20 protein-coding genes are annotated in these 17,937 nt (G+C 51.3%); 12 read left to right on the top strand and 8 right to left on the bottom strand.

The genetic code is table 11. The features are described from left to right. The first annotated feature begins 14 nt into the window (after positions 1-14). The 9 genes from ACVL1J_RS09555 (at position 15) to nagZ (ending at position 8,851) form a co-directional block, all read left to right on the top strand. A complete protein-coding gene (locus tag ACVL1J_RS09555) occupies positions 15-1,490 on the top strand; it encodes a DegQ family serine endoprotease (RefSeq protein ID WP_341237523.1) in 1,476 nt (491 codons plus the stop codon). Positions 1,491-1,613: 123 nt separating this feature from the next. Beyond that, complete coding sequence (lepA, locus tag ACVL1J_RS09560; RefSeq protein WP_159571784.1) at positions 1,614-3,407, top strand: translation elongation factor 4; 1,794 nt, start codon at positions 1,614-1,616, stop codon at positions 3,405-3,407. Positions 3,408-3,409: 2 nt separating this feature from the next. Then, on the top strand, positions 3,410-4,276 hold the full coding sequence (lepB, locus tag ACVL1J_RS09565; protein WP_394672433.1) for a signal peptidase I: 867 nt from the start codon (positions 3,410-3,412) through the stop codon (positions 4,274-4,276). A gap of 19 nt (positions 4,277-4,295) precedes the next feature. After that, positions 4,296-5,012: a ribonuclease III gene (gene rnc, locus ACVL1J_RS09570; RefSeq protein ID WP_159570403.1), complete on the top strand. Its 717-nt coding sequence runs from the start codon at positions 4,296-4,298 to the stop codon at positions 5,010-5,012. 1 nt (position 5,013) lies between these two features. Further along, positions 5,014-5,910, top strand: coding sequence for a GTPase Era (gene era / locus ACVL1J_RS09575; RefSeq protein WP_159570399.1), 897 nt, complete (start codon positions 5,014-5,016; stop codon positions 5,908-5,910). Then, the gene (recO, locus tag ACVL1J_RS09580) at positions 5,903-6,637 is read left to right on the top strand and encodes a DNA repair protein RecO (RefSeq protein ID WP_474562482.1); all 735 of its coding nucleotides are present in this window, start codon (positions 5,903-5,905) and stop codon (positions 6,635-6,637) included. Before era ends, recO begins: the two co-directional genes overlap by 8 nt. Next, on the top strand, positions 6,634-7,374 hold the full coding sequence (locus ACVL1J_RS09585; RefSeq protein WP_159570393.1) for a pyridoxine 5'-phosphate synthase: 741 nt from the start codon (positions 6,634-6,636) through the stop codon (positions 7,372-7,374). Before recO ends, ACVL1J_RS09585 begins: the two co-directional genes overlap by 4 nt. A 25-nt stretch (positions 7,375-7,399) precedes the next feature. After that, the gene (gene acpS, locus ACVL1J_RS09590) at positions 7,400-7,804 is read left to right on the top strand and encodes a holo-ACP synthase (RefSeq protein WP_341237525.1); all 405 of its coding nucleotides are present in this window, start codon (positions 7,400-7,402) and stop codon (positions 7,802-7,804) included. A gap of 24 nt (positions 7,805-7,828) precedes the next feature. Continuing rightward, positions 7,829-8,851: a beta-N-acetylhexosaminidase gene (nagZ, locus tag ACVL1J_RS09595; protein WP_491665315.1), complete on the top strand. Its 1,023-nt coding sequence runs from the start codon at positions 7,829-7,831 to the stop codon at positions 8,849-8,851. Between the two features lie 64 nt (positions 8,852-8,915). Here the strand turns inward: nagZ and ACVL1J_RS09600 are convergent, their stop codons facing one another. The 5 genes from ACVL1J_RS09600 to ACVL1J_RS09620 all read right to left on the bottom strand — a co-directional run bounded on the left by ACVL1J_RS09600 (position 8,916) and on the right by ACVL1J_RS09620 (position 12,659). Further along, on the bottom strand, positions 8,916-9,698 hold the full coding sequence (locus ACVL1J_RS09600; RefSeq protein ID WP_341237527.1) for a peptidylprolyl isomerase: 783 nt from the start codon (positions 9,696-9,698) through the stop codon (positions 8,916-8,918). A gap of 72 nt (positions 9,699-9,770) precedes the next feature. After that, entirely contained in the window at positions 9,771-10,037 is a 267-nt protein-coding gene (locus tag ACVL1J_RS09605; RefSeq protein WP_159570381.1) for a BolA family protein, read from the bottom strand. A 3-nt stretch (positions 10,038-10,040) separates the two neighbouring features. Beyond that, complete coding sequence (locus tag ACVL1J_RS09610; protein ID WP_341237528.1) at positions 10,041-10,664, bottom strand: septation protein A; 624 nt, start codon at positions 10,662-10,664, stop codon at positions 10,041-10,043. A 25-nt stretch (positions 10,665-10,689) separates the two neighbouring features. Further along, positions 10,690-11,103: a peptide-methionine (R)-S-oxide reductase MsrB gene (gene msrB, locus ACVL1J_RS09615; protein WP_159570375.1), complete on the bottom strand. Its 414-nt coding sequence runs from the start codon at positions 11,101-11,103 to the stop codon at positions 10,690-10,692. Positions 11,104-11,132: 29 nt separating this feature from the next. Further along, the gene (locus tag ACVL1J_RS09620; RefSeq protein ID WP_341237529.1) at positions 11,133-12,659 is read right to left on the bottom strand and encodes a protein adenylyltransferase SelO; all 1,527 of its coding nucleotides are present in this window, start codon (positions 12,657-12,659) and stop codon (positions 11,133-11,135) included. Positions 12,660-12,754: 95 nt separating this feature from the next. Between ACVL1J_RS09620 and ACVL1J_RS09625 the strand changes: the two genes are divergently transcribed. Then, positions 12,755-14,392, top strand: a complete 1,638-nt coding sequence (locus tag ACVL1J_RS09625; RefSeq protein ID WP_341237530.1) for a 3-(methylthio)propionyl-CoA ligase — start codon at positions 12,755-12,757, stop codon at positions 14,390-14,392. Positions 14,393-14,421: 29 nt separating this feature from the next. Then, the gene (locus ACVL1J_RS09630; RefSeq protein ID WP_159570366.1) at positions 14,422-14,724 is read left to right on the top strand and encodes a Dabb family protein; all 303 of its coding nucleotides are present in this window, start codon (positions 14,422-14,424) and stop codon (positions 14,722-14,724) included. 12 nt (positions 14,725-14,736) lie between these two features. Here the strand turns inward: ACVL1J_RS09630 and ACVL1J_RS09635 are convergent, their stop codons facing one another. The 3 genes from ACVL1J_RS09635 to ygfZ are packed head-to-tail and all read right to left on the bottom strand — an operon-like array spanning position 14,737 to position 16,747. Further along, positions 14,737-15,534: an NRDE family protein gene (locus ACVL1J_RS09635; protein WP_491665316.1), complete on the bottom strand. Its 798-nt coding sequence runs from the start codon at positions 15,532-15,534 to the stop codon at positions 14,737-14,739. A gap of 11 nt (positions 15,535-15,545) precedes the next feature. Beyond that, complete coding sequence (locus ACVL1J_RS09640) at positions 15,546-15,851, bottom strand: DUF4936 family protein (RefSeq protein ID WP_341237532.1); 306 nt, start codon at positions 15,849-15,851, stop codon at positions 15,546-15,548. Next, a complete protein-coding gene (gene ygfZ, locus ACVL1J_RS09645; protein ID WP_341237533.1) occupies positions 15,848-16,747 on the bottom strand; it encodes a CAF17-like 4Fe-4S cluster assembly/insertion protein YgfZ in 900 nt (299 codons plus the stop codon). Before ygfZ ends, ACVL1J_RS09640 begins: the two co-directional genes overlap by 4 nt. Positions 16,748-16,964: 217 nt before the next feature. Between ygfZ and mltG the strand changes: the two genes are divergently transcribed. After that, positions 16,965-17,933 (top strand): endolytic transglycosylase MltG, encoded by a 969-nt coding sequence (mltG, locus tag ACVL1J_RS09650; RefSeq protein WP_491665317.1) that lies wholly within the window; start codon positions 16,965-16,967, stop codon positions 17,931-17,933. Positions 17,934-17,937: the final 4 nt, after the last annotated feature.

Below are 17,937 nucleotides of genomic sequence, written 5' to 3' on the forward strand. Positions count from 1 at the left end.
AAGGAAATTTTTAAATGAGATCTGAAGTGTTGAATTCCCGAAATATTGTAGTGATGGCCTTTTTTTTGCTGGCCACGGTGTTTTTTGCCTGGTCAGTGCCAGCCCACGCGCAAACCACCTCACGCGGCTTGCCTGACTTTTCCGATTTGGTAGACCGAGTGGGTCCTGCAGTGGTGAATATTCGAACCACGCAAAAGGTTAGTCAAAACCCTCAGGGGTTTCCTGGTTTTCCAGGTATGGATCCCAATGATCCATTTTTTGAGTTTTTCCGCAGATTCATGCCTCCCGGCACGCCAATGCCCGGGCAACCTGGCCAGGCTCCACGTGGTGGGCAACAGGCCCCTGAGCGTGAAGTACCCAGTGGCGTCGGTTCAGGCTTTGTAATTGATTCAGACGGTTATCTGCTGACGAATCACCATGTCGTAGACGGCGCTGAATCGATTATTGTGACTTTTCCGGACAAGCGTGAATTCAAGGGCAAAGTGATCGGATCGGACCAGCGTACCGACGTGGCGTTGGTGAAAATCGAGGGTAAAAATCTTCCTTTCCTGAAAATTGGAAATGTCGCCAACACCAAGGTGGGTCAATGGGTCGTGGCAATTGGTTCGCCTTTTGGTCTTGAAAACTCGGTGACGGCAGGTATTGTTAGCGCCAAGGGGCGTGACACTGGCGAATATTTGCCCTTTATTCAAACCGATGTGGCGGTGAACCCGGGCAATTCCGGTGGCCCCTTGCTGAACCTGGATGGTGAGGTCATTGGTATCAACTCCCAGATTTACAGCCGTACTGGCGGTTTCATGGGCATTTCTTTCGCGATTCCAATTGATGAAGCCATGCGTGTGGCCAAGCAGCTGCGCGACACGGGCAAGGTAAGCCGTGGTCGAATTGGTGTGGGTATTGGCGAAGTTGATAAAGATGTGGCCAAGGCCTTGGGTCTTGATTCTGCAATGGGCGCCTTGGTTGGGTCTGTGGGCAAAGACAGCCCGGCTGACAAAGCAGGTGTGATTGCGGGTGACATTATCTTGCGATTTGACGGCAAGAAGGTCGAGAAAGCTTCGGACTTGCCACGTATCGTGGGTGAAACGAAACCAGGCAGCAAGGTTAATATGGTTTTGTGGCGTAAGGGCGCTGAGAAATCAGTGTCGATTACTGTCGGAGAATTCGAGAACGAAGCCGCGTCACCAGCAGCTGCGCCAGTCGAGAAACCCAAGCCAGTCGAATCTGACAAGTTGGGTTTGACTGTGACCGATCCCACAGCTCAGGAAAAGTCTGCACTGAACCTGACAGGTGGTGTGGTGGTTCGCAATGCTGTTGGCATGGCCGCGTCTGCCGGCATCGTTGCTGGGGATGTAATTTTGCGTATAGGCCGAACTGATATCACTTCTGCCAAGCAGTTTGCTGATTTGGTGAAGGCGATTCCAAAAGGGCAAGCGGCGCCCATGTTGGTGCGTCGCGGTGAAAACTCTTTCTTTGTGGTGCTGACACCCTGACCATTACTTCCGAACAACTCGGCAGGCCTTGCGAAATATGCTGTAAAGCAAGGCCTGATCGGGTAAAATGACACGTTACCGAAATTTCCAGGGGGCCAAGAAGCCCCCTTTTTAATGATGCAAATGCAGCACATACGCAATTTTTCGATCATCGCCCACATTGATCACGGGAAATCTACGCTAGCCGATCGCCTGATACACAAATGCGGTGGCTTGAGCGATCGGGAAATGGATTCTCAAGTGCTTGATTCCATGGACATTGAGCGGGAGCGTGGCATCACCATCAAGGCGCAAACTGCCGCACTGACTTACAAAGCCAAAGACGGCAATACCTATTTGCTCAATTTGATTGACACGCCGGGGCACGTTGATTTTTCTTACGAAGTGAGTCGCTCACTGTCCGCATGCGAGGGCGCATTGCTGGTTGTGGATGCTTCTCAGGGTGTGGAAGCACAAACTGTGGCCAACTGCTACACGGCCTTGGACCTGGGCGTGGAAGTGTTGCCCGTGTTGAACAAAATTGATTTGCCACAAGCCGATCCAGAAAACGCGAAGTCTGAAATTGAAGATGTGATTGGCATTGATGCCTCAGAGGCCATTGCGATTTCAGCCAAAACCGGTTTGGGTGTAGATGAGGTTCTTGAGTTGATTGTCAACAAGGTGCCACCCGCTCGCGGTAGTCGCGATGCACCTTTGCAGGCTTTGATTATCGACAGCTGGTTCGACAATTATGTGGGCGTGGTAATGCTGGTTCGCGTGATCAATGGCGTGCTTAACCGCAAAGACAAGATCAAGTTGATGGCCACGGGTGATACCTACATTGCCGACGATGTGGGTGTGTTTACCCCCAAGTCGGTTGCGCGTGAATCGCTTTCAGCTGGTGAAGTAGGCTACATCAATGCCGGCATCAAGCTACTTGAAAGTGCCAAGGTTGGTGACACGGTTACTTTGGCGGGTAAGCCCGCTGACAAACCCTTGCCTGGTTTCAAAGAGGTGCAGTCGCAAGTGTTTGCAGGCTTGTTCCCTGTTGAATCCAACCAATATGAGGCCTTGCGCGAGGCGTTGGACAAATTGCGCTTGAACGATGCCGCTTTGAATTACGAGCCTGAAGTATCGCAGGCCCTGGGGTTCGGTTTCCGCTGCGGTTTCTTGGGCATGTTGCACATGGACATTGTGCAAGAACGCCTTGAGCGTGAGTTCGACATGGATTTGATTACCACTGCTCCAACAGTGGTTTATGAAATCAAACAGCGTGATGGCACCATTCTGCGGGTGGACAATCCCTCCAAGATGCCTGACCTGAGCAAGGTCGACGAAATTCGCGAACCGATTGTGATTGTGAATTTGTTGATGCCTCAAGAATATGTGGGCTCAGTAATGACCCTGTGTACAGGCCGTCGCGGTACGCAAACCAATATGGTTTACCACGGGCGCCAGGTGCGCATTACGTTCGAGATGCCGATGGCTGAAATCGTGCTCGACTTTTTCGACAAATTGAAATCAACCTCGCGTGGCTATGCCTCAATGGATTATTCCTTTAAGGAATACAGGCCTGCGGACATTGTGAAAGTTGACATGCTGATCAATGGTGAAAAGGTGGATGCGTTGTCGATCATGGTTCACCGCGGCAATGCTGTGTATCGAGGCCGTGCAGTGGCAGGCAAGATGCGGGAAATCATTTCTCGCCAAATGTTTGATGTGGCAATTCAAGCAGCCATTGGCGCCAATATTATTGCCCGTGAAACAGTAAAGGCTTTGCGTAAAAACGTATTGGCCAAGTGTTACGGTGGCGATATTTCCCGCAAGAAAAAACTGTTGGAAAAGCAGAAAGCAGGCAAGAAGCGCATGAAGCAGGTTGGTAATGTGGAAATTCCACAAGAAGCGTTTTTGGCCATTCTCCAAGTGGAAGACAAATAACAATGAATTTTTCTCTGATTCTGTTTTTGCTGGTGTTGTTCACCGGCTTTTTCTATGTGCTTGACGTGTTTGTGTTCAAGCCAAAACGAAAAATGGCGGCAGAGCAAGCGCTTGTCGGCGCAGGCGGGAACACTAATCTGAATGGTGACGCCGAGAAGCGAATTCGCCAGCAATACATGAAGCAGCCATTGTGGCTGGAATACAGCGCAAGCTTTTTCCCGGTTATTTTGTTCGTGTTTGTGTTGCGCTCTTTTGTTGTCGAGCCGTTCAAGATTCCGTCAGGCTCAATGATTCCCACTTTGCTGATCGGCGACCTTATTCTGGTGAACAAATTTACCTACGGTATTCGTTTGCCCATTGTCGACAAGAAGATCATTCCATTGAATGATCCACAGCGTGGAGATGTCATGGTCTTTCGTTATCCACTTGATCCATCGCTTGATTACATCAAGCGTGTGGTGGGTGTGGGTGGCGATGTGGTCGAGTACCGTAACAAAAAGCTGTCCATCAACGGCCAGGCCGTGCCTGTAAAAGAACTGGACAAATATTACGATCCAAATAGTTTTTCGTATTCTCTTCAGTTTCAGGAAACCTTGGGTGGCAAGACGCACCGGATGCTCAACGATGAGGATGCGCCACCGTATGTGATTGGTGCACAGACCTTCAAGAATCGTGACAACTGCAAATACGATGTGACCGGTTTTCGTTGTGTGGTGCCGCAAGGACATTACTTCATGATGGGAGACAATCGGGACAATTCCAGCGACAGCCGTATTTGGGGGTTTGTTTCTGATGAGCAAGTGGTTGGCAAGGCATTTTTGGTGTGGATGAACTTCAATGACTTTTCCCGAATTGGCTTGTTCCATTAAAGCCAGCTGGAGGTATTGAGTGGACAGTTCAAAGTATTCAAATCTTCAGGCTGCATTGGGGTATTCGTTCAAAGATCAGGCGCTGCTGCGGCTCGCTTTGACTCACCGAAGCTACAGCAGCCTCCACAATGAGCGCCTGGAGTTTCTGGGCGACAGTGTTTTAAATTGTGCAGCCTCTATTCTTTTATTTGAAACTCATCCAGACATGGACGAAGGGAAAATGTCGCGGGTGCGTTCGCACCTTGTGAAACAGGATTGCCTGGCCATGGTGGGCCGTAACCTGTTGTTAGACCAGTATCTTTTCTTGGGTGCGGGCGAGCTGCGTAGCGCCAAGGCCATTAAGGACAGCATTATTGCCGATGGACTGGAGGCTCTGTTTGGGGCCATTCTTCTGGACTCCGGTTTTGAAGCGGCTCGCGATTGTGTCATTCGCCTGCTCAAGCCCGTGATGCTTGAAACACCGATTGAGTCCATGGGCAAAGACCCCAAAACCCGCTTGCAGGAATTGCTTCAGGGTAAACGTTTGAAGCTGCCCATTTACCGCGTGTTGGTAGAGGGTGGTACATCGGCTAGCCCTGAGTTCAGTGTTGAGTGTTCAGTGGACGATCTTGAAATTACCAAGGTTGGACAAGGGCACTCCCGCCGGGTGGCTGAACAGCACGCCGCACAAGCGGTGCTTATCGAATTGCTTGAACGGGAGTATTCTGATCCCAATCAAGCCAGCAGGAGGCAATAACATGGCCGAATCAAAATGCGGCGTGATTGCCGTGGTGGGGCGCCCAAACGTGGGCAAGTCCACCCTTATGAACGGAATGATTGGCGAACATTTGTCGATTACGTCCAGCAAGCCACAAACCACTCGTCATCGGGTGCTTGGGGTTATGACTGAGACCATCAAGGACGTGCCGACCCAGTTCATTTTCGTAGACACGCCGGGCTTTCAAACCAAACATTCAAATGCTCTGAACAAGACCATGAACCGTGCCGTGCTCACTGCCTTGGCCGATGTCAATGTCATCTTGTGGGTAATCGAGCAGGGCAAGTTGACCCCGGCAGACATGAAAGTGCTGGAGTTGTGCCCCAAAGGTGTGCCACTTGTGGCCGTGGTGAACAAGGTCGACTTGCTGGAAAAGAAAGCGGAAATGTTGCCTTTTCTTCAGAAGGTGAGTGGGCAACGAAATTTTGATGCGATTGTGCCCCTGAGCGCGCAAACCATTAAAAATCTGGATGCATTGAAGGAAGCTGTTTCTGCTCTGTTGCCAGAGCAGCCCTTCTTTTATGACGAGGACACCTTGACGGATCGCCCCGAGAAGTTTCTCGCGGCTGAGCGCATTCGGGAAAAGCTGTTCCGTTTGGTGGGCGACGAGTTGCCTTACACCTGCACGGTGGTGATCGACAAATTCGAGATTGAGGAAGGTCGTCGGGTTATTTATGCATCCATTCTGGTGGATCGCTCTTCTCACAAAGCCATGATTATTGGCAAGGGTGGGGAAAAACTCAAACGAATCGGCTCGGAGGCGCGCCAGGACATGGAGCGCCTGTTTGGTGGCAGCGTACACCTTGAAACCTGGGTCAAAGTACGCAGCGGTTGGGCCGACAATGCAACCCTGCTTCAAAGCCTGGGGTATGAATAACACGCGATCCAGCACTGATTTTGCTTATGTACTGCACAGCGTGCCGTACAAAGAGACCAGCTTGATTGTAGAGCTGTTTTGCAAAGAGCATGGGCGTTTGCCCGTTGTTGCCAAGGGGGCGAAAAGACCGCACTCGGGCTTGCGTGCTGTGTTGGTCAGTTTTCAGCCACTTTCAGTGCGTTTTGCCGGGAAGTCTGACGTAAAAACCTTGACGCAGGCAGAATGGCTGGGCGGTTTGATGTCGCCTGATGGCAAAGCCTTGTTTGCAGCTTATTACCTCAATGAGTTGTTGATGCGCGGACTGAGTCGGGAAGACACACACCCTGATCTGTTTGATCTTTACCAAAATACGCTTGTTGGTCTTGCCGGCGGCGACGACATGAATGTGTGTATTCGCCAGTTCGAGGTGGGCCTGCTCCAATCACTTGGCTATGGCCTTGATTGGCAGCACGACAGGTTTGGCAATGGGATTGATCCTGATCGTCACTATGTGTGGCTGGATCAGGAAGGTTGGGCTCCCTCGGACGGGGGAGCTGTAAACAATTCGGTGAACAGCAGCGTTGAGCAGCTTGTCCAAGGCTCATGGATTGCTGAAATTCAAAGCGGTCTTTGGTCAAAGTCTGCTGCGAGTGCCTTAAAACCGATTACCCGGAAGCTGTTGGGGACGCACATCGCGCCCAACGGTTTGATGTCTAGAGTCTGGATGGAGCATTTGTTAAGAACATGATTGAACTTGGTGTAAACATTGATCACGTTGCTACGATTCGCCAAGCCCGCAGGGGACATGAACCCGATCCATTGAGGGCTGCCTTGCTTGCGGAGGAATACGGAGCCGACGCAATTACGGTGCATGTGCGCGAGGACCGCCGCCATATGCAAGATGACGATGTGCGCCGCATTCGACCTTTGATCAGTACGCGTATGAACTTTGAGTGTGCTGTGGTCGAGGAAATGATTCGCCTGGTCGAGGAAGTGAAGCCTCAGGATGTGTGTTTTGTGCCAGAGCGCCGGGAAGAAGTAACTACTGAAGGCGGGCTGGATGTGATTGGTGGCTTTCATTTGATCGCGCCAGCAGTTGCCCGGTTGAAAGACCAGGGCATGCGAATTTCACTGTTCATTGACCCGGATATGGATCAAATAGAAGCGGCCTTGAAATGCGGCGCCGATGCGATTGAATTGCACACTGGTCGATATGCTCATGCCGTGGGTTCGGCGGTTGACCTTGAATTGTCCAGAATCAGGAAATCTGCCAATTTTGGTGTGGCGGAAGGTTTAAGGGTCAATGCCGGACATGGCTTGAATTATGACAATGTGGGGCCAGTCGCTGCCATAGAAACCATCTCGGAGTTGAATATTGGTCACAGCATAGTGGCCAACGCGGTATTCATGGGTTGGGAAGGTGCAATCAAGAAAATGAAAGAATTGATGGTTGCTGCGAAGTTAGAAGCGATTCGCCCTCGATAGGGTATAAACAGGTTTAGATGCCTTCATGATCGACGATATTTTAGGTTTGGGCTGCGACATTCTCGAGGTCGATCGACTTGAGGGTTTATTGCGCAAGGGCAGGGACGTTTTTATCAAGCGTGTGCTTACTGTTGCTGAAATTGATGAGTACGAGCGCAGATCTGACAAATCAGCAATTCGGGGCACGCTGTTTGTGGCGACCCGTTATTGTGCAAAGGAAGCTTTTTCCAAAGCCATGGGCACGGGTGTTGGCGCAGATTTTTCATTTCAGGATTTGTCGGTTTTGAATGGCGAGTCGGGGGCGCCTTTTTTGATTTACTCCGAACGCCTGCAAAATTGGTTAACGTCTCGCAGGGCTCATGCAAAAATCTCAATCAGTGATGAAAAAAATTACGTGATGTCCACGGTAATTCTGTTTTCAAAACAATAATTTATATTAAGGAATTCATACAATATGTTAGGTCCATTCATCATTGGTTTAACGGGTTTAACTTTGTCCAGAGAAGACATTGCTCGAATTCAGAACCCGGCTGTTGGCGGACTTATTTTATTTACAAGAAACTTTGAAAGTAAGGCGCAAATTATTGATTTAGTGGAATCAATTAGGTTGAATGGCGGTTTGAATAAACCAGTTTTTGTGGATCACGAGGGTGGGCGCGTACAGCGATTCAGAGATGGCTTTACTGCCATTCCGTCAATGCGGCAAATTGGTCAAAGGGCCGAAACAGATTTCGACGATGCTGTACTTTTGGCCAGAGAAGCCGGCTTCGTGATGGCGGCCGAGTTGCGTGCCTGTGGTATCGACATGAGTTTTGCACCCGTGCTGGATCTTGATTGGGGCAATAGCGAGATTATCGGTAACCGTTCCTTCGGCAAAGACGCAAGAATGGTCTCGCGTTTGTCTTCGGCCTTGATGAACGGCATGGCGCTGGCGGGTATGCAGGCCTGCGGAAAACATTTTCCCGGGCACGGTTGGGTGAGTTTGGACAGCCATTTGGCTTTGCCTCACGATACGCGGCCATTGAATGAAATTTTGAAGGTGGATGCACTGCCTTACCAGTTGAATTCAACCTTGAATATGGCCAGTATTATGCCGGCCCATGTGGTGTATTCCGATGTGGATCCGATGCCCGCCTGTTTTTCAAGCTTCTGGATTCAAGAAGTGCTGCGGGTTAAGTTCAGTTTCGATGGCGCTGTGATTAGTGATGATTTGGACATGGTGGGCGCGCATGGAATCGGTGGCATTCGGGCCCGCGCCAGCGCGGCTTTGCGGGCAGGTTGCGATGCAGTGCTGGTTTGCAATAACTTCGAGGACATTGACGCGTTGGTCAACAACCCGGTACCCGAAGTGCATGAAAACATGGAAGTGCGAAACCGCCGTCTAAGTCGACTTCTTTCCGGGCAGTCACTGAATTGGGAAAGTTTGCGCCAAAGCTATATGTACCAGGCCGCGATTGACCGTATTACCAATGCCTGAATAAAAATGTCGTAAAAAAAGCCGCCGAGCATTTCATGCTGGCGGCTTTTTCACAGGCAAGCGCTTACTTTACTTTTGCGCTGGACAACAGTTTGCCCTGATATTCTTCCCACTTGTCATTGATCATTTTCTGCTCAAGTTGAGGGCGAATTTCATCCAGTTTTGGCGGCGTGGCCTGGCGTGTGTCTGCCAACAAAATGACATGGTAACCAAATTGGCTTTTCACTGGCGTTTTGGTGTATTCACCTTTCTTCAGACCCACCATGGCTTGAGAAAACTCAGGCACAAAGCTGTTGGGGTTGGCCCAATCCAGGTCGCCGCCATTGGGGGCTGAACCAGGGTCTTTGGACTTGGTCTTGGCGATTTCTTCAAACTTTCCACCTTTGCCCAACTGGTCGATAATCGCTTTGGCTTCGGCTTCTTGCTCAACCAGAATGTGGCTTGCACGGAATTCGCTGCCACCCATCATTTTGGCGATTTCCGCATACGCGGTTTCAACTTCTTTGTCGGTCAGTTTGGTGTTTTTGTAGAAGTCTTCACGCAGGGCATTGGCCAAAATGGCCTGGTTCATCATTTGAACCTGGTACTTCACTTCGGGACTGCTTCCCAACCCTTTTTTAACTGCTTCCTGCTTCATCACTTCCTGATTGATCAGTTCTTGACGAATGGTGGCGCGCATTTCGGGTGAAGCGGCTTGACCGCGCTTTTCTTGCTCGGTCATGATGAAGTCGACCAACGCGCTGGGGATGGACTGGCCATTGACCACGGCGGCATTTTGGGCATAAACGGGGTTGCCCAGAACCAGAACGGCGGCCAGACAAGTTGCTTTCAGGGTGGTTTTCAACATAACTAAATAACCTTGTGTCTCAAAAAGTTAAAACGATGGGCTTGGCTCGGATCCCGGTGGCGCGTCTTCTGGTTAATCCGTGGTGGATTCCTCAGTGGAATCTATGGCCAAAGCATGGATTTCTTTTTTCATCCATTCTGCCAAAGCATCATACACGAGACGATGGCGCGCTAATGTTCTTAGCCCATTGAAGCGTGCAGACTTCAGCTTGACCCTGTAATGCCTGCCACCTGACTTGGCGCCTTCATGGCCCGCATGCAGGTGCGACTCGTCGATGACTTCCACTTCAGCATCGAGTGCAGTTTCAAGACGTTGCTTGATGTCTTCACTGGTTACCATGGCTTACTTGGCCTCGCTGCTTTGCTTCATGTGCTTGGACATGTAAAACCCTTGTCCAAATACAAATACCAGGGTTGCCCCCAAAGAGCCGAACAATTTGAAGTCGACCCATACATCGGTTGAGAACGAGTAGGCCACCACAATGTTTAGAACGGCCATCACCACGAAAAAGCCTACCCAGGCCCACAACAAATTGACCCAAACATGCGCAGGCAGCTCCACCTGACCTTTCATCATGAGTTCAATCGGGTTGCGCTTGAATGCATAGGCAATCAGGAATCCAGCGGCCATGGCAAGGTAAAGCACGGTGGGTTTCCACTTGATGAATGTTTCATTTTGCAAAATAAGGGTGGCCCCACCGAAAACCGCGATCAGGATCAGGCCTATCCATTGCATGTTTTCCACCTTTTTTCCGGTGGATTTCTGATAAATGATTTGCAGAACAGTCGCAAGGATAGCGACCACTGTGGCCAGCAAAATGGGAAGTTGCGCCGTTTGTATTTCAGCATTGGAAATGCTGCCAAGTAGGGGCTCCAGCAAAGACTGGGTTTGTTCAGGATTGCTGCCAGCCCATTTAAAGCTGACGAAGAACAGAACAATTGGTAGGAAGTCGAGTAACAGTTTCATGTTGTAGTGGTGCTGTTGTAGTTATTTATGCGGATGAATCGGATGCAAAGGGCTCGAATGCCAAGCTGACGGAATTGATGCAATAGCGCAAACCCGTGGGCGCAGGACCGTCTTCGAATACATGACCCAAATGCGAATCGCATATTTTACAGGTCACTTCGGTGCGAGTCATGCCATAGCTGCGGTCTACGTGTTCTTCGACATTGTCTGGATTAAGGGGCGCGAAGTAACTGGGCCACCCACAGCCTGAATCGAATTTGGTGTCTGAAGCAAACAAAGGCGTGCCGCAGCAGATACAACGGTAAATTCCCGGCTCATGGTGATCCCAATATTGGCCTGTAAAGGCCCGTTCAGTGCCTTTTTTGCGGGTCACTTCGAAGCTGGTGGGCGTCAGTTCTTCGCGCCACTGTGCATCGGTTTTTACTACTTTTTCAACCATATTCAAGTCTCCGTGATTGTTGCCGCGCGCTAGGACGAGCAACTCAGCACCAATGATTGAGCCCACTCTGGGGGCTGTGCAATGTATTCACTGGGCAATTGTGTTGAATCATACGGGTCAGACAACGCGGCGAATAATCGGTTCACCTCGGAAAACTCACCTTTCTGTGCCTGTTCTATGGCGTGTTGCAGCAAGTGATTTCTTAACACGAAAGCAGGGTTGGTTTGGTCAAGCGTGGCGCGCCAATCTGCGGTGCTTGCCTGTGTGCTGTTGGCCATCTCTAGCCACTGCGCAAGCCATGCGTGGGCATTGTTGACTTGCTGTTCATCACCCAAAGCCAGGGGGAAAAAAGGACTGTTCTGCCACAGGGCGAAATTATCGGCAGCGCCGGCGTGAGGGTCCAATGCCGACATTGATCTAAAAAACCTTGTGAAATCAAGCTTGTGTTCATGCATGAATTTCAAGGTGTTCTCGATGAGTATGTCGATTGGATCGCCTTTCGTGGCTGGCAGGCCTAACTTGGCCGCAAACAAGGCGCTGTGTTCAGCGTGAAATGCATCAGCAAAACCATCCAGCAGATTTTGCAGGGTTTCCTTGCTGTCGGGTATCAACGGGCTTAAGGCCTGCGCCAAGGCATACAGGTTCCAATGGGCAATACGGGGTTGATTGCGGTAGCTGTAGCGGCCCTGGTGGTCGGAATGGTTGCAGATGTGGTCAATATCAAAACCGTCGATGAAACCGTAGGGGCCGTAATCGATGGTCAAGCCCAGCAAGCTCATGTTGTCGGTGTTCATCACGCCATGGCAAAAACCCACGGCTTGCCAGCGCGCTACAGTGCTCGCGGTTCGTTCAATCACCGTGGCCAACCATTGCAACAGGCCAGTGTGAAAACTCGTCTCGGAATCGCCAAGATCGATTTCAGGGTGGTGTTGCTCAATGTGCCAGGTCAACAGATTACGCAATGCATCGAGCTGATTGGTGTAACAGAAAAATTCCACATGCCCAAAGCGCATGAAACTTTCACTTACGCGGCACACCACAGCGGCGGTCTCGGTGGTTTCGCGAAACACGGGGTCGGCGCTGGCAGTCAGGCTGAGGGCACGCGTTGTTGGAATACCCAAAGCCTGCATGGCTTCCGAGGCCAGGTATTCCCGGATGGACGATCGCAATACCGCACGGCCATCGGCGTGGCGAGAATAAGGCGTTGGGCCCGCTCCCTTGAGTTGTAACTGGCGATATTGCTTGCCCTTGCGAATTTCGGCGATCAGCAAGGCACGGCCATCTCCCAGCTGCGGTACAAACTGGCCGAACTGGTGACCACAATACACACTGGCCCGGCTTTGATAACCCGGAAACGGCGTGTTGCCAGACAGGGTGTTGATTCCCTCGGCACTTGCCAAATGCTGGGCGTCTACACCGATTTCCTGGGCCAAGGTGGTGTTCAGGTGCAACAGGCTTGCTTCTGTGCGCAGCGGGGTCGCTGGCACCTCAGCCAGGTAGGGTGCGCCCAAACTTGCGTATTCTTGAACCAAAATAGAATCGTGATTATGAAACAAAGGTCGGTCCTGAAGTATAGTTTCGTTAAACAACCCTACCATTGTAGTCGGGGATGGTCGCAGAACAAACGTAATACCTGGAGGAGAGAGCGCAAATGCAAGGTTTGATGATGAATATGCCCCTGTTGATTTCATCGGTGATGGAACACGCAGAGCGGCACCACCCGCATGTTGAAGTTGTGTCACGCCGTACGGAAGGCGACATTCATCGAACTACTTACGGGGAAGTGGCCAAGCGAACCAAAAAGCTGGCCAATACCTTGACCAGTTTGGGTGTTCAGCAGGGTGAAAACGTTGCGACGCTGGCCTGGAACGGTTATCGCCACGTTGAAATTTACTATGCAGTGTCTGGCATGGGTGCGGTGGTACACACCCTGAACCCCCGCCTGTTTCCTGAGCAATTGGTGTACATCATTAACCACGCGAAAGACACCATGGTGTTTTTTGACAGTACATTTGCCCCATTGGTGAAAGCCATTGCGCCTGCTTGCCCCACGGTGAAGCGCTGGGTTCAGATGTGCGATGAAGCCGCCATGCCTGCTGAGCCTTCAGTGGCGGGTTGCCTGAACTACGAGGCACTGATTAAAGAGGCGTCTGAGCAATTCGCGTGGCCACTGCTCGATGAGAATGCAGCCTCGGGTCTGTGTTACACATCGGGCACCACTGGCAATCCAAAGGGTGCCTTGTACTCGCACCGTTCAACTGTATTGCACGCCATGGCTGCTTGTACGCCTGATGCCCTGGGCTTGAGCAGTCGCGACACCATTCTGCCTGTGGTGCCCATGTTCCACGTTAACGCTTGGGGCATTCCATATATTGCGCTGATGTGCGGCGCAAAAATGGTGATGCCCGGTGGTGCGCTGGATGGTGCGTCTATTTACGAATTGCTGGAAGGCGAGAAGGTGAATTTCTCGGCGGGTGTGCCCACTGTTTGGTTGGGTTTGTTGAATCATGTTCAACAAAACGGGTTGAAGTTTAATCATTTCAACCGAACTGTAATTGGTGGTTCTGCTGCGCCAGCGGCCATGATCAAAACACTGAACAGCATGGGTGTTGAAGTGATTCACGCTTGGGGCATGACCGAGCTCTCGCCATTGGGTACAGTGTGTCGTTTGAAGGCACGGCACCTGGATTTGTCGCTGGAAGAAAAGCAGAGCATCATGCAAAAGCAGGGCACCGCAATTTTTGGTGTGGACATGAAAATTGTCAGCGACGATGGCGAAGAATTGCCATGGGATGGCGAGGCCTTCGGCGATTTGCTGGTGCGTGGCCATTGGGTGATCGACAGCTACTACGGGGGCGAAGGGGCCAAAGCCTTCACCACGGACAAAGAAGGTAAGAAGTGGTTTGCCACAGGCGACGTGTCGAAGATCAATCGCGAAGGTTTTATGCAGATTACCGACCGCAGCAAAGACGTGATCAAGTCCGGTGGTGAATGGATCAGCTCGATCGACCTGGAAAACGTTGCGATGGCTCACCCTGCCGTGCATGAGGCCGCAGTAATTTCGGTTTATCACCCCAAGTGGGATGAACGCCCCTTGCTGGTGGTTGTGCGCAAGCCTGGTGTTGAGGTTAGCCGTGAAGAGATGCTGGATTTTTACGAGGGCAAGGTTGCAAAATACTGTTTGCCCAACGATGTGGCTTTTGTGGATGAGTTGCCGCACACCGCGACTGGTAAAATACAGAAATTGAAATTGCGCGAGCAGTTCAAAGACTACAAGTTACCCAACTGAGATTACTCAACCAAACCCAGAGAAGTTTAATGATCAAGCACATCGTATTTTGGCAGTTGAAAGAAGAAGCCCTTGGCAACACCAAGGCCCAAAACATGGCACTGGTGAAGGAAAAGCTGATGGCTTGCGCCAACATCGTGCCGGGTATTCTGGACTTTGAAGTGGCTTTGGGCGGCAAGGGCCTGGAATGCACCTATGACGTGGTGTTGTACTCAACTTTCGAGAACAAGGCTGCATTGGATGCCTATGCTGTGCATCCTCAACATGAGGCCATCAAGAGCTTTATTGGTGAAGTGCGCAGTGCACGCCAGTGCATGGACTACGAGGTTTAAAACAACTTTGTTTCAAGACTTGGGCGGCAGGGGTATTTCAAACCTTTGCCGCCCAATTTCATTTCCGGTCGGGTTAAAGGTCACTTCAGTGAAGTGAACCGTGTTGGTGTTGTCGAGCAAGATCACCGCACTTGATCGTGTGCCGTACAAGGGCGACACAATTTTCACGGCAGACAGCATTTTTTCCCATTCATAAGGCACGCCCGTGGATGGCAGTTCAGTGTCTTCAGCAAGTGCAGTGCAGCCCAGCAAGCCCAAGAGAGAGTCCTCAAAAGTTGAGATCGATAGAGAACCGCTGTGCTTGTCTTGAATCAACTTTCGCACGCCGAATTTCAATGCGCGTGATTTTGGCCAAGGCGCATTCAAATGTCCGTTTGAAATACTGTGGTACCCGTCTTCAAGGGCGGTGGTGAATTCAAGGCCGTTGTCGAGCTTCAGGCCTTGGTTGGTGGTGCACTGAAACTTCCGCGTTGCAAGATTGCCGTGAATCAGATTGAACCCTGCAAATGCCAGCGAAGTTTCCCTGCTGGGGGCTGCGCCAGAATCAATTGAATCAAGCACCAACTGCCCGCGTGAAGGCGCTGTGCCGGGCATGTTGAGAGTGCTGTTTCTGACGTTGGTCAGCAGCGCAAATTCGCTGTTGCTGCCTACACCCAGCCAGGTGCCGCCAGACTGCAAGTCTTTCCCTGACCACAGGCAGCCATAGGCTGTGGGCCAGGCCTGTAAGGGCGCGGTAGGGCGGTTGTGAAACTCGTCCCGATTGGCCAGACAGATGAAGGGGTAGTCTGGGTGCGCATCAATTGCAAGCACGGCCAGGCACACTATCCGTTTACCTCGCTGAATAGCTCGATGTGACGGCCGGGATTACTGGGCAGGTCAGCAAAGCAATTGGCAGCCAGCAGTTCAACTTGCGTGGTGAAAGTGCCCAAGGAATCAGAATGGCCTGGGTTCGGGTAAATCACTTCCATCAAGGTAAAGTAGGGTTTGTCGGCTTCTTCGCGTTGAAACAATTGCCCATGCCCTAACCCCTGCTCGTGTAAGGCGTGCATTAAGCGTTGGGCACACTGTATTGCCGCACTGATTTCAGTTTTTGGAATACGGTAGTAAATGAATAGCTGGCTGCTCATTCAAACACATTGCCTTTTTGATGCACATCGTAGGGGGGTGCCTGAACTTTCAGTGCCACCACACCCGTGTCGGTTTTTATTGCAAAGGCAGCATCCGCCCGTTCAGCGTCGTCCACAGGCAGTTCAATCAGCAAATGCTGCTGTCCATTGAACTGTACGGCAGTGGCCACCGTGCCGGCGGGTTCATTTTCTTTTCCTTCCAGCCAAACGTCCTGTCCCGCCGTTACTGTGGGCAACGCGCCAGCACTGGCTTGAAACACACGTCGCTTCACCTTGCCCAAATAATGACTGCGAGCCACGATTTCCTGGCCTGGGTAGCATCCCTTGCTGAAACTCACACCGCCTACCAAATCAAAGTTGATGCCTTGCGGAACGAACATTTCAACCGTGGGCTGCGACACATAAGCGATCCCCAGTTGTTGAAGGGCATATTCAAACTCATCGTCGGCATGGGCTTGGTCAGCTTGCTCACTGGTGGCAACAAGTTGAAAACCAGGTGTGACAGCCCCAATAGCGCGCAGGCTGGCGGTGGCGTGGCCGTGTTCATCCCATTGAACCCGCATGGGCAGGGCGGGGGTTGTGTCGGCCTTGAATGTGACTTGATATTCTGCGGCGCAATCGCGAACCTTGCATTTGCTTCTCAGCACGAACATGCTCAGGCGTTTTACCAATGCGGCCACTGTTTCTTTGCGGCAAACCAAAAATACCTGTTTACCTTGGCGCAGCATAAAAAAACTGCCCAGCAAGCGACCTTTTGCAGTGCACAGGCCCGCCATGCGCAATTGGCTTTCGGCCATGCCAGCAATGTCGTTGCTGAGTTGTGATTGAAGAAAAGTCACTGCGTCGTCTCCTTCCACGCCAATGACGCTCCAACGCGATAAAAACTGTGCAGACATGCTCAAATCCTCAGTAACAAACAAAACAAACCATGCGGGGAAGTCATGGAAAAACTTTCCCGCTATCATGAACGGCAATCTCCACATTGTAGTGGCTTCTGGTAAGGTCTCGCCTTCCAATAACCCAAGGTGAAGCAAAGTCGTGCGCAAAGGCAAAAAAACGAAGAAGACATCAAAAAAAGCAGTGTCGATATGGCAATCGTTAAAGCGGATTGCCATGGCGGCTGCTCTTTTGGTGTCGGCGATTGTGGTGGGAATTTACTTTGTGCTGAATATGGCCATAGAGCGTAGTCAGCCCCGTGTGGATGCACACGTCAGCAGCGGCCTTGGTGCGCGCGCCATTGCCAATGAGTTGATTCAGCAAGGTTTGGCGGTCAATCCCGATTTGTTTGTGCTGGCGGCGCGCCTAACTGGTAGCGCAGGTCAGTTAAAAGCGGGCCGATATGACCTGCCAGATGGCATCAGCACGCTGGGATTGCTTGATTACCTGAGCAAAGGGCAGGGGGTTTTGAGCAGCGTTTCCTTGGTCGAAGGGCAAACGGCCCGGGCCTTGCTGGCCAAACTGCGCAATCAAACGGATTTGATTGATGATTTGCCTGGAATGGACCACCACGCCATTGCAGAAAAAATGGGACTGGAGGGTTCAAGCCTTGAGGGCTGGATTTACCCGGACACCTACAAATATTCGCCGGGCTCGAAGTTGTCTGAGTTGTTGAGCCGGGCCGTTCGTTTGCAACAGGTTGAGCTTGAAAGGGCATGGGTACAACGTGATCCGAAAACCCCGTTGAAAACGCCGTATGACGCCCTGAAAATGGCCTCGATCGTTGAAAAAGAAACCGGTTTGGCCAGTGACCGAGGCAAAGTGGCCAGTGTGTTCGTGAACCGGTTGCGTGTGGGCATGATGCTGCAAACGGATCCAACGGTCATTTACGGTGTCGGTGAGTCCTTTGATGGCAACCTGACCCGCAGGCACCTACAAACCGATACACCTTACAACAGCTACACCCGGGCAGGTTTGCCACCAACTCCAATTGCGAACCCAGGAAAAGCTGCACTGTATGCGGCGGTGAACCCTGACAAAACGCCTTACTTTTATTTTGTAGCCAAGGGTGACGGCGGCAGTTATTTCAGCAAGAATCTGAATGAGCACAACAACGCTGTGCGCAAATACCAACTTGGGCGGTGACTGC

Source organism: Limnobacter sp. G6BE5S (assembly GCF_058448965.1).